At 67.3% G+C, this 14,511-nt stretch carries 13 protein-coding genes; 10 read left to right on the forward strand and 3 right to left on the reverse strand.

Features of this window, described 5'->3' with window-relative positions; all coding sequences use genetic code 11:
- Positions 1–88: 88 nt before the first annotated feature.
- The 5 genes from AC5RUM_RS05720 (at position 89) to AC5RUM_RS05740 (ending at position 4,938) form a co-directional block, all read left to right on the forward strand.
- Positions 89–685: a hypothetical protein gene (locus AC5RUM_RS05720; RefSeq protein WP_494034042.1), complete on the forward strand. Its 597-nt coding sequence runs from the start codon at positions 89–91 to the stop codon at positions 683–685.
- 108 nt (positions 686–793) lie between these two features.
- A complete protein-coding gene (gene ligA, locus AC5RUM_RS05725) occupies positions 794–3,061 on the forward strand; it encodes an NAD-dependent DNA ligase LigA (protein ID WP_494034213.1) in 2,268 nt (755 codons plus the stop codon).
- Complete coding sequence (locus tag AC5RUM_RS05730; RefSeq protein ID WP_494034043.1) at positions 3,058–3,873, forward strand: inositol monophosphatase family protein; 816 nt, start codon at positions 3,058–3,060, stop codon at positions 3,871–3,873. The genes ligA and AC5RUM_RS05730 overlap by 4 nt, the downstream gene beginning before the upstream one ends.
- A gap of 84 nt (positions 3,874–3,957) precedes the next feature.
- Positions 3,958–4,470, forward strand: coding sequence for a GNAT family N-acetyltransferase (locus AC5RUM_RS05735; RefSeq protein ID WP_494034044.1), 513 nt, complete (start codon positions 3,958–3,960; stop codon positions 4,468–4,470).
- A gap of 84 nt (positions 4,471–4,554) precedes the next feature.
- Positions 4,555–4,938: a RidA family protein gene (locus AC5RUM_RS05740; protein WP_494034045.1), complete on the forward strand. Its 384-nt coding sequence runs from the start codon at positions 4,555–4,557 to the stop codon at positions 4,936–4,938.
- Between the two features lie 24 nt (positions 4,939–4,962).
- Here AC5RUM_RS05740 and AC5RUM_RS05745 read toward each other — a convergent pair whose 3' ends face one another.
- Positions 4,963–5,625 (reverse strand): response regulator, encoded by a 663-nt coding sequence (locus AC5RUM_RS05745; protein ID WP_494034214.1) that lies wholly within the window; start codon positions 5,623–5,625, stop codon positions 4,963–4,965.
- 53 nt (positions 5,626–5,678) lie between these two features.
- The gene (locus tag AC5RUM_RS05750; protein WP_494034046.1) at positions 5,679–7,451 is read right to left on the reverse strand and encodes a sensor histidine kinase; all 1,773 of its coding nucleotides are present in this window, start codon (positions 7,449–7,451) and stop codon (positions 5,679–5,681) included.
- Between the two features lie 233 nt (positions 7,452–7,684).
- Between AC5RUM_RS05750 and AC5RUM_RS05755 the strand changes: the two genes are divergently transcribed.
- The 5 genes from AC5RUM_RS05755 to AC5RUM_RS05775 all read left to right on the forward strand — a co-directional run bounded on the left by AC5RUM_RS05755 (position 7,685) and on the right by AC5RUM_RS05775 (position 13,493).
- A complete protein-coding gene (locus AC5RUM_RS05755) occupies positions 7,685–9,148 on the forward strand; it encodes a CitMHS family transporter (RefSeq protein WP_494034047.1) in 1,464 nt (487 codons plus the stop codon).
- Positions 9,149–9,280: 132 nt separating this feature from the next.
- Positions 9,281–9,577, forward strand: coding sequence for an Asp-tRNA(Asn)/Glu-tRNA(Gln) amidotransferase subunit GatC (gatC, locus tag AC5RUM_RS05760; protein ID WP_494034048.1), 297 nt, complete (start codon positions 9,281–9,283; stop codon positions 9,575–9,577).
- Positions 9,578–9,583: 6 nt separating this feature from the next.
- Positions 9,584–11,164: an Asp-tRNA(Asn)/Glu-tRNA(Gln) amidotransferase subunit GatA gene (gene gatA, locus AC5RUM_RS05765; RefSeq protein ID WP_494034049.1), complete on the forward strand. Its 1,581-nt coding sequence runs from the start codon at positions 9,584–9,586 to the stop codon at positions 11,162–11,164.
- A complete protein-coding gene (gene gatB / locus AC5RUM_RS05770) occupies positions 11,161–12,669 on the forward strand; it encodes an Asp-tRNA(Asn)/Glu-tRNA(Gln) amidotransferase subunit GatB (RefSeq protein WP_400578311.1) in 1,509 nt (502 codons plus the stop codon). The genes gatA and gatB overlap by 4 nt, the downstream gene beginning before the upstream one ends.
- A 173-nt stretch (positions 12,670–12,842) precedes the next feature.
- Entirely contained in the window at positions 12,843–13,493 is a 651-nt protein-coding gene (locus AC5RUM_RS05775) for a hypothetical protein (RefSeq protein ID WP_494034050.1), read from the forward strand.
- Here AC5RUM_RS05775 and AC5RUM_RS05780 read toward each other — a convergent pair.
- Positions 13,490–14,398 carry a LysR family transcriptional regulator gene (locus AC5RUM_RS05780; protein ID WP_494034051.1) on the reverse strand — a complete coding sequence of 303 codons (909 nt, stop codon included), beginning with the start codon at positions 14,396–14,398 and terminating at the stop codon, positions 13,490–13,492. The genes AC5RUM_RS05775 and AC5RUM_RS05780 overlap by 4 nt on opposite strands.
- Between the last annotated feature and the right edge of the window lie 113 nt (positions 14,399–14,511).

A 14,511-nucleotide genomic window follows, 5' to 3' on the forward strand; every position in this document is an offset into this window, starting at 1 on the left:
GGATTTGGTTGTCCCAAAAGGCCTGTAGGAAGATACCCAGGACAGACACTCGGTGCGGGGAGTCCTGCGCGCGGCAGCAAAGGTGACCATGACTAGAACTCATTTCCTGCCGACCGCGCTCGTGCTCGGACTCGCTGCCACAGTGCTGGCCTTCGTCGCGCTGGCAGGCGGTGCGGGGGCCGCTCAGGCCGGTCTGCTGTGCCTGCCCACACAACCATGCGCGACCGGTTCTCCGACGCCGACAGCCGAGCCTTCGCCGGCACCGCCGCGTTCAAAGAAGCCGCCGGTGCCCGGACCGAAACAGCCGGTGGCTCCGGCCCAGCCTTCCGTGCCTCCCGCTCCGGCTGCCCCCACCGCAGCGCCCGCTCCGACCGCGCAGGCCACGGGGCGAACGACGGCGACTGCGGCACCGTCCACCAGTTCCGTCCCCACGACGGCGGTCCCCACCACGGCCAGCGCCGCGCCGAGCCGTTCGGATTCCAGCCCGACGGCCGAGTCCAATTGGAACAAGCCGATTGAATCCCCCACGAAGGCGAGCCACGCTGCTGCCGTCAGCACGGACGATCAAGGCCCCGACGCCGGAACCCTGAGTGTCTTCATCATCACCGGAGGGGTCCTGCTGGTGGGCTTCGGCGTACTCGTGCTCGCCCTGTGGACCAGAAACCGCCTCGCGGGCCACTGGTGAGACTGACGGTTCAGGCATAATGTCCGGGGGGTAAGGCAAGATAGGTCTGTGAGCACAGCATCAGGTCCCGCAGAAACGGCAGCATCCGGAACTGACCAGGCATCCGGAATTGACCAGCTCGAGCCGGAAGCGATTCCGTCTGAGTCGGTCCGCGACGAATACCAAAAATTGGTGGACCTCGTCCGGAAGTACCGCTTCGCCTACTACCAGGAGGACGAACCTCTCGTATCCGATGCGGAGTTCGATACCCTGTTCCGGCGGCTGGAGGAGCTGGAGGCGCTCCATCCCGAACTGGTATCCAACGATTCACCCACCCAGGAAGTGGGCGGCGAAGTGTCCGCGGCGTTTGCCGCCGTCGAACACCTGCAGCGGATGTACAGCCTGGAGGACGTGTTTTCCCTTGAGGAGCTGGAAGCCTGGATTGCCAAGGCGGAGGCGGGCATCGCCAAAATTGGAAGCCCCGCGGCGGCGTGGCTGACGGAACTGAAAATCGACGGCCTGGCGGTCAATCTGCTGTACCGGGACGGCAAGCTGGTCCGGGCTGCCACCCGCGGGGACGGCACCACCGGTGAGGACATCACCCACAATGTGCTCACCATCAAGGAAATTCCGCAGCAGCTCAGCGGCAGCGGATTTCCGGCAGAAATGGAAGTCCGCGGCGAGGTGTTCATTCCCTCCAAGGCTTTCGCTGAGTTCAACGAGGCACTCATCGAGGCAGGAAAAGCGCCCTTGGCCAATCCGCGCAACGCGGCCGCCGGCTCAATCCGGCAGAAGGACCCCGCCGAGACCGCCAAGCGGCCGCTGAAGATGTTCGTCCACGGGATCGGCGCCCGCGACGGCCTTCCGAGCGCCAGCCAGTCCGAGACGTACAAGCTGCTGGCGGAGTGGGGGCTGCCCGTCAGCCCGTACTTCGAGGTGCTCGGCAGCCTGGCAGAAGTCCTGGAATTCATCGCCAAGTACGGGGACAAGCGCCACAGCCTGCTGCATGAGATCGACGGCATTGTGGTGAAGGTGGATGACTTCGCCACGCAGCGTGCCCTGGGCTTCACCACGCGTGTTCCGCGCTGGGCGGTGGCCTACAAGTACCCGCCCGAAGAAGTGCACACCAAGCTCCTGGACATCGCGGTGAACGTCGGGCGCACCGGGCGCGTCACGCCGTTCGGCATCATGGTGCCGGTGAAGGTGGCAGGATCCACCGTTGAAATGGCCACGCTCCACAACCAGGACGTGGTCAAGGCCAAGGGCGTGAAGATCGGCGACATCGTGATCCTCCGCAAGGCCGGGGACGTCATTCCCGAGATCGTGGGTCCGGTGCTCGCCCTGCGTGACCAGCAGCATCCGCCGGTGCGCGACTTCGTCATGCCCACCGAGTGCCCGTCCTGCGGCACCCCGCTCGCCCCGGCGAAGGAGGGCGACGTCGATATCCGCTGCCCCAATGCGCGGTCCTGCCCGTCCCAGCTCCGCGAGCGGGTTTTCCACCTCGCAGGCAGGGGAGGGTTCGACATTGAAGCGCTGGGCTGGGAGGCCGCCATCGCCCTCACCCAGCCGGCGGAGCCGGAAGTCCCGCCGCTCACCACCGAGGCCGCCCTTTTCGACCTGACCCGTGAGGATCTCGCCCCGGTGAAGATCCGGCGCGAAAAGCGGTCCAAGGGTGTCGGCACGGGGGAGTACGAACTCGTGCCCTACTTCTACAGCAAGGGCACGGCCAAGTCCCCGTCCAAGCCCACCGCAACCACCGAGAAACTCTTCAAGGAACTCGAAAAGGCCAAGACCCAGCCGCTGTGGCGCGTGCTGGTCGCCCTGTCCATCAGGCACGTCGGCCCCCGGGCATCCCGTGCCCTGGCCAACCACTTCGGCTCCATGGACGCCATCCGGCAGGCCTCGGAAGAAGAACTGGCCGGCGTTGACGGTGTGGGCCCCACGATCGCCGCCGCGCTCAAGGAATGGTTTGCCGAGGACTGGCACGTCGAAATCGTCGACCGCTGGGCCGCTGCCGGCGTGCGCATGGAGGACGAACGGGATGAATCCACGCCGCGTACCCTCGAAGGGCTGACCATCGTGGTCACGGGGACGTTGGAACACTTCAGCCGCGACGAGGCCAAGGAAGCCATCCTGGTCCGCGGCGGCAAGGCGGCCGGTTCGGTGTCCAAGAACACCAGCTACCTCGTCGCCGGAGACAACGCCGGGACCAAGATGGACAAGGCGGAACAGCTGGGCGTGCCCGTGCTCGACGAGGACGGATTCCGGGAACTGCTGGCAAACGGGCAGAACGGCGCCGGTGCCAACGGCGACGCTCACGGTGACGATGACAATGACGGTGCCGCCGGTGATTTCGAGGAAGCATCCGCCGGCCTGGACGGGAACGGCGCCGAATGAGCCCAGACGTGAACGAGTTGCTTGAGGTGGCAAAGGCGGCGGCTGCCGCCGGCGCCGCGGTCCTCTCTACGCGCCAGGACTCAGCCCTGGCCGACGTCAGCAATAAGAGCGCGGCCGGCGACTGGGTCACCGCCTTCGACGTGGCGGCCGAGAAAGCGGTCCGGGACGCCATTCGCTCCGCCCGTCCGCAGGACACCATCACCGGCGAGGAACAGGGCACCACGCGCCCCGAGGATCCGAGCGGTCTGCGCTGGTCCATAGATCCGCTGGACGGGACCACCAACTTCATCCGCAACATCGTCTACTACGCCACGTCCGTGGCGGTTGCCGACGCCGACGGCGTGTGGCTGGCCGGCGTCGTCAACGCCCCGGCGCTGGGCCGCGTGTATTACGCCTCCCGCGGCCACGGTGCCTGGCTCGAACACAACGGCAGCCGGACCCAGCTCACCGGACCCGTGATTGGGCGCCAAGGGCAGATCCTTGCCACGGGCTTCAGCTACGACCCCGCCACGCGGGAGGACCAAGCCAGCCTCCTCGGCGGTCTCATGGAGGGCTTTGCGGACATCCGGAGGCTCGGCTCCGCAGCCTTGGATCTGTGCCTGGTGGCAGACGGCACCCATGATGCCTTTGGTGAGCGTGGCCTCAACGAGCACGACTTTTCGGCGGGGGCGCTGATTGCCGAGGAAGCGGGTTGCTGGGTCCGCAGGCCCCGGCTGACCAGCCCGCTGGACGGCGGACCGTCCGACGAGGAGCGGCTTGCGGCGTGGACGTGCGCGGGCACGCTGGAGCTTTCGGGCAAATTCCCGCTCTGACACGACGGCACATGGCGTGATAGTTCAGTCACGGAAACGCCTGTTTCGCGCGGGGTATCCGGCAGGCGGAACTAGCATTGACAGGTGCAGCCGCAGATCATTGTCCGTCCAGCCGTCCCCGCCGACTACGAGGCGATAGCGCGCATTACCCGCGACTCCTACCTGGCGGCGGGATACTTTGACAGCGCAGACCACCCGTACATGAGGCAGATCCAGGATGTGGCCCGCCGCGCGGCGCAGGCAACCATCTGGGTCGCCGAGCGGGACGGGCAGGTCGTGGGCTCGGTGACGCTGGCGGTTGCCGGCGAGCCGTATGCGGACATCGCCCTCGACGACGAACTCGAATTCCGGATGCTAGTGGTGGACCCTGCCGTGCAGCGCAGCGGCGCGGGCCTGGCCATGGTCGAAGCCATCATCGAGCACGCCAGGTCCCTGGACGGCATCCGCGCCGTGGCCCTGACCACGGGCAGGACCTGGGAGAGCGCCCACGGGCTGTATCGGAAGACCGGATTCCGTCGTGTTCCCGAGCGGGACTGGTTTGTGCCGGACACCGACATAAAGCTGCTGGTTTTCCGGCTGGACGTCCAGCCGACCTAGAGTGGTGCCGACTCATTCCTCCGGCCCATTTCCCACCGCTGCGAACGCGGCCGGCGGGCATGCGGCCCCAGCGAAAGGCGCACCATGCGCAAGACCTTCGGTACCGGCTCCGTCTGGGAGCAGACCCTCGGCTATTCCCGCGCGGTCCAGGTGGACAACACGCTGTACATCTCTGCCACGTCGTCAAGCGGCGAGGACGGCATCGTCGGTAGCGACTTCTATGAGCAGACCAAGTACATCCTGCAGAAGCTGGAAAAGGTCCTTGCCGACGCCGGCTTCGGCCTCGCCGACGTCGTGCAGTCCAAGCTCTACCTGACGGACATCAGCAAGTGGGAAGACGCCGGACGTGCCCACGGCGAGGTCTTCGGCGAGATCCGCCCCGCGCTGTCCCTGGTTCACGTGCTGCCGTTCCTCGATCCCGAGATGCTCGTGGAAATCGAACTGGTCGCACAGAAGAGCGCCAGCTAGCACCTACACCCCCGCGCTGCTTGGTTAGGACGCGGGGAGGCCGTAGCGGTGTTCCGGCCGGCCTGTGGTCCCGTACCTGAGCTGGATTTCGACGGCGCCGTCATCCGCCAGCGATGAGAGGTACCGCTGGGCGGTGGCCCGGGACACCCCCACGCGCCCGGCGACGTCGGCTGCGGAATACTGTTCGCCCGGCACCAGGGACTCCAGCACCGCCGCTTCAGTGGCCGAGCGGGGTCTGGCCGACGGCGAAACGTCGCCCGGAATCAGGGCGCGTTTGGCCCGTTCCACCGTCTCCTGGTCCAACGCCCCGGGCTGGCCGAGGATCCGCCGGTACCGGGCATAGGACCGAAGCTGCTGGGACAGAGACTCCGCGGTGAACGGCTTCAGCAGGTATCCGAGGGCGCCCCGGCGGAACGCCGTCCGCAGCGATGCGGCATCGGAGGCCGCGCTCAGGATCATCGTGTCAACGTCCAGCTGGTGCAGGAGATCCAGACCCGAGGCGTCGGGCAGATACACATCCAGCAGCACCAGGTCCGGCCGCAGGCTGTGGATGGATTGCAGCGCCAGTGAGGCTGAACCGGCCGGCGGCAGGGCGAGAAATCCCGCCACGGAATCCACGTAGGCGGCATGGAGCTTTGCGACGTGGAAGTCGTCATCCACGATCAGCACCCGGAAATCCTCAGACATCATCGTCCTATCGTCGTGTCTCTCATGTGGAGGCTTACCTGTCATGCGGCCCGTCAGTCCTTGCCGGAATTGGTGGTGCCGGGGAGCGTCGCCATGAACACGGCGCCGGGTCCGCCCGCGCCGCCGGGCTCCAACACCCTGACGTCGCCGCCGCGGCGCCGCGCCAGCTGCCGGGCGAGAGCCAGACCCAGGCCCTGGCCCCCCGCGGAGCGGACGGGTCCCCCTCCGGAGCGGGCGGGTCCCCCCGCCGGGCTGACCGGGCCGGCCGCCGTCGTGAATCCCTCGGCAAACACGGCATCCGGATCAGTTCCGCCCGGCAGCCCGTCGCCTGAATCCGCGACGACGATGTGCAGGGTCCCGCCGTCGTCCGACGGTTCGTCGAGGAGTTCAAGTTCCACCCACCGCTCGTCCGCCGAGCCGGCGACGGCGGCGTTCACCGCGTTGTCGATCAGGTTGCCCAGGACAGTTGTCACGTCCTGCGGTTCCGTGACCTGCCCGCGCACCAGGGTCTCGGGCCCGATCCGGAGCGCCACGCCGCGCTCGTCCGCCTCCACGCCCTTGGCGCCGACGAACGCCTGCAGGTACGGGTCCTGCAGGAGCTCGGCCTGGTCCACCGGGAATTTCAGCGGCCCGGTGGCGGCAAGCTTCTCCAGATATTGACGTGCCTGCTGGTGCTGGCCGATGCTCATGAAGCCGGCGATGGTGTGCAGCTGGTTGGCGAACTCGTGCCGCTGGGCCCGGAGCGCTGTGGACATGGTCCCGACGGCGTCCAGCTGGCGTGTCAGCTGCTGCAGTTCGGTGCGGTCCCGGAGCATGACCACCCAGCCGAGGTCCTCCTGGCGGTGCAGGGCCTTGCGGGCGCTCGCCACCAGGACCCTGCCGCCGGCGATCAGCTCAACGGCTTCGCCCTCCCTGGCGTCGGCTTCGGTCAGCGCCCTGAGCTGCGGGGGAACCGGCGCCCCGGACCACAGCGTGCCGGTCAGGTCGGGCTGCCCCAGGAGCCGCTGGGCGGCGGCGTTGAAGACGCTGATGCGGCCGTCGGCCGAGACGCCCACCACGCCCTCGTCCACACCCTCCAGCACGGCAACCTGGTCATGCACCAGCGTGCTGATCTCCTCCGGTTCCAGGCCGAGCGTGAGCCGCTGCAGCCGGCGCCGGAGCAGGAACGAGGCCAGTACACCTGCCACGAGCGATCCCGCCGCCGTCACGGCGATGGGCACGATGTCGCGCCGGAGGCTCTGGCCAATTGTCTCGGTGGAGTAGCCCACGCTGACTTCGCCCACCACCGTGCCGGCGGCACCGGCACCGGCGCCGGCACCAGCGCCGCCGGTGCCGGGCTCCGCACCCGGTGCGAAAACCGGCACCTTGGCACCGGCCGACGGGCCCAGCGTCCCGGTGTTGCGCGTGGTGACCTCGTGTCCGGCCAGCGCCTCCGAGGGGTCCGTGCTGACGCGTTCGCCAAGCCGGTCGGCCTCGGGGTGGGCCAGCCGGAGTCCCGTTTCATCCGTGATCACCACGAACAGGGCACCGGTCCGGCTGCGGGCACCCTCCGCCGCCGCCATGAGCGGACCGGCAAGCAGCTGGTCCCGCGGGGGAGTGCCTTCCTGCCGGCTGATGCGGGCAACGTCGGCGCGCACTGAAGGGTCCGAGGCCACGGTCCGGGCAAGCGTGAGCGCCTGGTTTTCCGCCTCGCGCCCCAGGCGTTCGTAGGTCAGCCAGGCGTGGACGGCTGCGCTGAGGAGTACGACGAGGAGCACCACGCCCAGCTGCAGCAGCAGGGTCTGCGTGGAGAACCGCAGCGGCAGGCGCCGGGACGGTGCGGTCATGGCGCTCCTCCTCGAGGCAAGACAAGGCAGGCAGGGCTGCCAAGGACGTGGGTAGACATTACCGGCTTGTGCGCAGACGGTCCGGGCGGGGCCGTGAGCAGAATGCGCAAAATGCTCCCAATAAGCAGTATGCCAATCAATTGAGCCAAAGGCACTGCCGTGACCCGGGCCACTCTAACGTCTGTAGTGCGCATCACATCGAGGTGATGCCGTTCATCAAGAAGGAGCCGGCCGTGCTGGTATTACTTGGATTCGCCATGATCGCGGTATTCATGGTGCTGATCATGACGAAAAAGTTGACGCCAGTGCTGGCGCTCATAATTGTCCCCACCGTTTTCGGGCTGTTTGCAGGCGCCGGCCTCGGCATCGGCGACATGGTCATGGACTCGATGAAGTCCATGACCTCCACCGCCGCCCTGCTGATGTTCGCCATCATCTACTTCGGCCTGATGATCGACGTCGGGCTGTTCGACCCGCTGGTCCGGTTCATCCTGCGCAAGCTGGGCAATGACCCCGCCAAGGTTGTCCTGGGCACCGCCCTGCTGGCTGCCGCCGTGTCCTTGGACGGCGACGGCTCCACCACGTTCATCCTCACCACCGCGGCGATGCTGCCGATCTACCTCCGCCTGAAGATGAGCCCGGTGGTCCTCACCTGCGTGGCCGGCCTGGCCAACGGCACAATGAACATCGTGCCGTGGGGTGGCCCCACGGCCCGCGCCGCCACCGCCCTGAAAATCGATGTCAACGACGTCTTCGTCCCCATGCTCCCGTCGCTGCTCGCCGGCATCGCCGTCGTCCTGGCCTTCGCCTGGCTGCTTGGCATCCAGGAGCGCAACCGCCTCCGCGCCACCCAGCCGGAAATCTGGGGTGTCCCTGAAACCGCTGAAGCGTTCGACGGCGAAGCGTTCGACGGCGGAACCGGCCGCGGCGTCAAGGTCTCCGGCCCGTCCGGCGGGGCTCCCGCAGGCCTTTCTCCTGTGGGTTCGCCGGTGGCCGTCCTGGAACGCACCGAAACGCTCGTGGATGACAGCGACACCGCCATGGCGGACACGGCCCTGGACCCGAACCGCAAGACCCTCCGTCCCAAGCTGCAGTGGTTCAACCTGGGCCTTACGGTCGCCGTCATGGGCATGCTCATCGCCGACCTCGTGCCCCTGCCGTACGTCTTCATGGTGGGCTCGGCCATCGCCCTGCTGGTGAACTTCCCGCACGTCAAGGACCAGGCCAACCAGCTCATCGCCCACGCCCCGTCCATCGTTGCCGTGGTGAGCATGGTCATGGCCGCCGCGGTGCTGACCGGAGTCCTCACCGGCACCGGCATGGTCGAGGCCATGTCCGCCTGGCTCGTGCAGATCATCCCTTCGGACATGGGCCCGCTCATGGCCGTCATCACCGGCGTCCTCAGCATCCCCATGACGTTCTTCATGAGCAACGACGCCTTCTACTTCGGCGTGCTGCCCGTCCTCAGCGAGACCGCCGCGCACTACGGCATCAGCGCCGCCGAGATGGCCCGCGCCTCCATCACCGGACAGCCGTTCCACATGCAGAGCCCCCTGGTTCCGGCAATCCTGCTGCTGGTTTCGCTCGCCAAGGTTGACCTCGGCGACCACCACAAGAAGGTGCTGTGGCGCAGCGCCGTGGTCTCCCTGGTGATGCTTGCCGTCGGGATGCTGACCGGAGCCATCGGCATCGGCTAACCTGTAGCTGCCCGCGGCACGCCGCGCGGCCGGATGTGCCCGCCTGGAGCCCGCTGGGGGTCGTCAGGCGGGCACTGACGTTTGCCCACTAGACTGGATCGGAAAACAATTCGAACTTTGCAGGGGAGATCCATGGCTGCGATCAACCGTGACGACGTCGCGCACCTCGCGCGGCTCGCGCACATTGAGATGAGTGCTGAAGAGCTGGACAGGATGGCCGGCGAGCTGGCCGTCATCGTAGATGCGGTGAAGTCCGTCAGCGAAGCCGCCGGGGAAGACGTTCCGGCCACCTCACACCCGATTCCGCTGAACAACGTGTTCCGCGAGGATGTGGTGGGGCACACCTTCACCGCCGAGCAGGCACTCTCCGGAGCTCCGGATTCCGATGAGAACCGTTTCAAGGTCCCGGCAATCCTGGATGAGGCATAAAAACAGATGACTGAAAACAACAGCACCGAGCTGATCCGCCTCTCCGCAGCCCAGCTGGCCGCCAAGCTTGCCGCCCGTGAAGTCACCGCCGTCGAGGTTGTCCAGGCCCACCTGGACCGCATCGCCGCCGTCGATGGCGGAGACCGCGGCGTCCACGCGTTCCTGCACGTCAACACCGAAGAGGCGCTGGCCGTCGCCGCCGAAGTGGATGCCATCCGCGCCGCCGGCGGCGCTGCCGCCGACGAACTGCACGAGCTTGCCGGCGTTCCCATCGCCGTCAAGGACCTCATTGTCACGGTGGGCCAGCCCACCACGGCGGGATCCAAGATCCTGGAAGGGTGGCACAGCCCGTACGATGCCACGGTCGTGCAGAAGCTCCGGGCCGCGAAGATGCCCATCCTGGGCAAGACCAACCTGGACGAATTCGCCATGGGTTCCTCCACGGAGCACTCCGCGTACGGCCCCACCCGCAACCCCTGGGACCTGGACCGCATCCCCGGCGGCTCCGGCGGCGGCTCGGCAGCCGCCGTCGCCGCTTTCGAAGCACCGCTCGCACTGGGCACCGATACCGGCGGATCCATCCGCCAGCCGGGTGCCGTTACCGGAACCGTGGGCGTGAAGCCCACCTACGGCGGCGTGTCCCGCTACGGCGCCATCGCCATGGCGTCCTCACTGGACCAGATCGGCCCCGTGTCCCGCACCGTCCTGGACTCGGCGCTGCTGCACCAGGTCATCGGCGGCCACGACCCGCACGACTCCACCTCGCTTCCCGACCCGTTGGCCGACCTCGTCGCCGCCGCCCGGACCGGCAACGTTGAGGGCATGAAGATCGGCATCATCAAGGAACTCCACGGCGAGGGCTACCAGGCCGGCGTCGAGAACCGGTTCAACGAGTCCCTCGAGCTGCTCAGGCAGGCGGGCGCGGAAATCGTTGAGGTCTCCTGCCCCAACTTCAAGTACGCCCTCGGTGCGTACTACCTCATCATGCCGTCTGAGGCCTCCTCCAACCTGGCCAAGTTCGACGGCGTCCGGTACGGCCTGCGTGTGCTCCCCGAGCAGCCGCCCATGACCATTGAGCGCGTCATGGGGGCCACCCGCGCCGCCGGCTTCGGCGACGAGGTCAAGCGCCGCGTCATCCTGGGCACCTACGCCCTCTCCGCCGGCTACTACGACGCCTACTACGGGTCGGCGCAGAAGGTCCGCACCCTGATCCAGCGCGACTTCGAGGCTGCCTTCGCCAAGGCCGATGTCCTGATTTCCCCGACGGCCCCCACCACGGCCTTCAAGCTGGGCGAAAAGCTGGACGACCCCCTGGCCATGTACCTGAATGACGTCGCCACCATTCCGGCCAACATGGCCGGCGTTCCCGGCCTGTCCCTGCCCGGCGGCCTCGCCGATGAGGACGGGCTGCCCGTCGGCATCCAGCTCCTGGCTCCTGCCCGCGAGGACGCGCGCCTGTACCGCGTGGGCGCCGTGCTGGAATCCCTGCTCGAGGAGAAATGGGGCGGTCCGCTGCTGGACAAAGCTCCCGAACTACCGGCTCCTTCCCTCGCCGAGACTGTTACGAGCCACGGAGGTTCACACTGATGTCCGATGCAATCCTGAGCTTCGACGAGGCCATGGAGAAGTATGATCCCGTCCTGGGGTTCGAGGTCCACGTGGAGCTCAACACCAAGACCAAGATGTTCTCCTCCGCACCCAACGTCTTTGGCGATGAGCCCAACACCAACGTCAACGAGGTGGACCTCGGCATGCCGGGCGTGCTCCCCGTGCTGAACAAGACCGCGGTGGAGTCGTCGATCAAGATCGGGCTGGCGCTGAACTGCAAGATCGCCGATTACTGCCGCTTCGCCCGGAAGAACTACTTCTACCCGGACACCCCGAAGAACTTCCAGACGTCCCAGTACGACGAACCGATCGCGTATGACGGCCACCTGGACATCGAGCTCTCCGACGGCACCGTGTTCCGCGTTGAAATCGAGCGCGCGCACATGGAGGAGGACGCCGGCAAGCTGACCCACCTCGGCGGCTCGGCAGGCCGCATCCAAGGCGCGGACTACTCGCTCGTGGACTACAACCGCGCTGGCGTCCCGCTGGTGGAAATCGTGACCAAGCCCATCGAGGGCGCCGGTTCCCGCGCCCCGGAGCTGGCCAAGGCCTACGTGGCCGCGGTCCGCGAAATCGTCAAGAACCTCGGCGTGTCCGACGCCCGGATGGAACGCGGCAACGTCCGCTGCGACGCCAACGTGTCACTGCGCCCGCACGGCCGCGAACGCTTCGGCATCCGCTCCGAAACCAAGAACGTCAACTCGCTGCGCGCCGTCGAACACGCCGTCCGCTACGAGATCCAGCGGCACGCCGCCGTGCTGGAATCCGGCGAGCCAGTGATCCAGGAAACCCGCCACTGGCACGAGGACACGCGCACCACGACGTCCGGCCGGGAAAAGTCCGACGCCGACGACTACCGCTACTTCCCGGAGCCCGACCTCGTTCCGGTGGTCGCTTCGCGCGAATGGGTCGAGGAGCTGCGCGCCACCCTGCCCGAGCCTCCGGCGGCCCGCCGCAAGCGGCTCCAGGCGGACTGGGGCTACTCGGACCTCGAATTCCGTGACGTCGTCAACGCCGGTGTGATGGATGAAATCGAGGAAACCATCGCCGCCGGTGCCACGGCCTCCGTGGCACGCAAGTGGTGGATGGGTGAGATCGTGGGCCGTGCCAAGAACGCCGACGTCGATCCCGGCCAGCTCGGCGTCCAGCCTGCCACCATTGTCGAACTGAGCAAGATGGTGGAAGACGGCAAGATCAACAACAAGATGGCCACCGAGGTGCTGGACGGCGTGCTCGCCGGTGAAGGCACCCCGGCCGAGATCGTTGAGAAGCGCGGCCTCGCCGTCGTGTCCGACGACGGTCCCCTGCTGGAAGCCATCGACGCAGCCCTGGCCGCACAGCCCGACGTCGCGGACAAGATCCGCGGCGGCAAGGTACAGGCCATCGGTGCCATCGTCGGCGGCGTCATGAAGGCCACCCGGGGACAGGCCGATGCCGGCCGCGTCCGCGAACTGATCCTGGAAAAGCTGGGCGTCAGCGCCTGACCCCTTCCTCTCCACGCTGGGTCGCAGTACGCCGTTCTGAGCGCTCAGAACCACGCGGCTGCGGCCCAGTTGGGGGTTAACAGGCATTTGGCTCCATGCTCTCCATAAGGTCCCGGCCCTAAAGTGTGGACTGAGGGCGCCGGAGTCCCGCCGGCGCGGAGGAAGGACATGCCATGCCGGCTTTACAACCGAACATCTTGGGTCGCGCCCTGTTGGCCGGCGCCGTAGTACTCGCCCTGAGCGGTGCCGGAGCAGCGGTGGTCCGGGCCGCCGGCGAGACCGCCGGAAGCGAGGACGCCGCCTTGGTTTCCTCACAGCCCGCGCCACCGGCGCCGGGCGGCCAGGGCAATGCGGAGGAAGCCAAAGGCAAGGGCAAGGGGCGTGAGCTTCACAGCGAGAGCGTTGTCAAAAAGGGTGACGGAACCCTTGAAACGCGGATCACCCAGTTCGGCACCGTGGAGTCCGTGAGCGAGACGTCCATCACGGTCAAGAGCGAGGACGGCTTCACCCTGGCCTATGCCATCGGTGCCGAGACCAGGATCCGCAAGCAGGGCGCAGCCGCTCCTGACGGCACCGCACCCAGGGACGACGCCGGCAAACGGGTCAAGCCCTCGGCCGCCACCGCAGCGGACCTCAAGCAGGGGGACACCGTGCGCATCCGGGGCGTCAAGAACGGCGCGTCCATCACCGCGAGGATGATCGTCGAAGGCGCCGGCGGCAAGGGACAAGGACTCGGCCAAGGCAAGGGGCTTGGCCAGGGCAAGGGGCTTGGCCACGGCAAGGCCAAAGCCGAGGACCGGGGCCAGGCCGACGACGTGCCCTAATCGTGGACGAGGCGGGCCATGATGTCCTCCAACGCTTCGCACACCATCATCACGGATGCCCGCTTCAGGTTCTCAGGCCGGGCCAGGATATCGATCCTGCGGCGGGTGCTGATGCCCCTGAGCGGGCGCAACACAATGTCCGGACTCAGCACCGGCCGTGCCGTATGCCTCGGCAGCAGACCGATCACGCCGCCCGCGGCCACCAGCGCCGCCACCGTGGAGTAGTCGTTGATGCGGTGCACAATGTTCAGTTCCCGGCTGGAAACGGCGGCCACGGCGGACAGCACGTCCGCGGGTGAGTAGCCCGTGCGGCTGGTCACCCAGGATTCGCCCACGACGTCCTCCGGTTCCAGCGACTGCTGGGCGGCGAGCCGGTGTCCCGCCGGAAGCGCCACGTCGAGGGGCTCATGCGCGAGGGGTATAACCGCCACCCGCTCAGTGGGCCAGCGCGGACTGTGGTCCATGCGGTGGGCCAGCACCAGGTCGTACCGTGCCGTGAGGGCGGGGAAATCCTGCTGTGCCACGTCCTCATCGAACAGCTGGACTTTCGGTTTGTCTGGCCCGTCCAGCAGCCGCGCGAGCGGCGCGAACAGTGCCTGCCCGGCGCTGTGGAACCCGCTGACAGTCACCGGGGCCACCGTGGAGCCGTGGTAGGCGCCGATCGCCATGCGGGCATCGGCCATCGCGCTGACGACGGCGGCGCCGGCGTCGGCAAGCACCTGCCCGGCCTCCGTGAGGACCAGATTCCTGCCCTCCTTGCGCGTGAGCGGAACGTCCACGCTCTTCTGCAGCTGTGCCAGCTGCTGGGAGACAGCCGATGGCGTGACCAGCAGCGTGTCCGCTACGGCCTTGACGCTTCCGAGCGCACCGAGCTCGCGCAGCATTTCCAGCTGGTGGATTTCCATGGCCCCATCTTATGCCTTAGCTTTTCCTAAATCGTCGATTGAGAAAAATCCCCTTGTGCTAACGCGTTGGAATGGCTCTAATGAAGGGAGATTCCGCCCCGCATGCAGCTTGG

Source organism: Arthrobacter sp. B2060, from assembly GCF_059090445.1.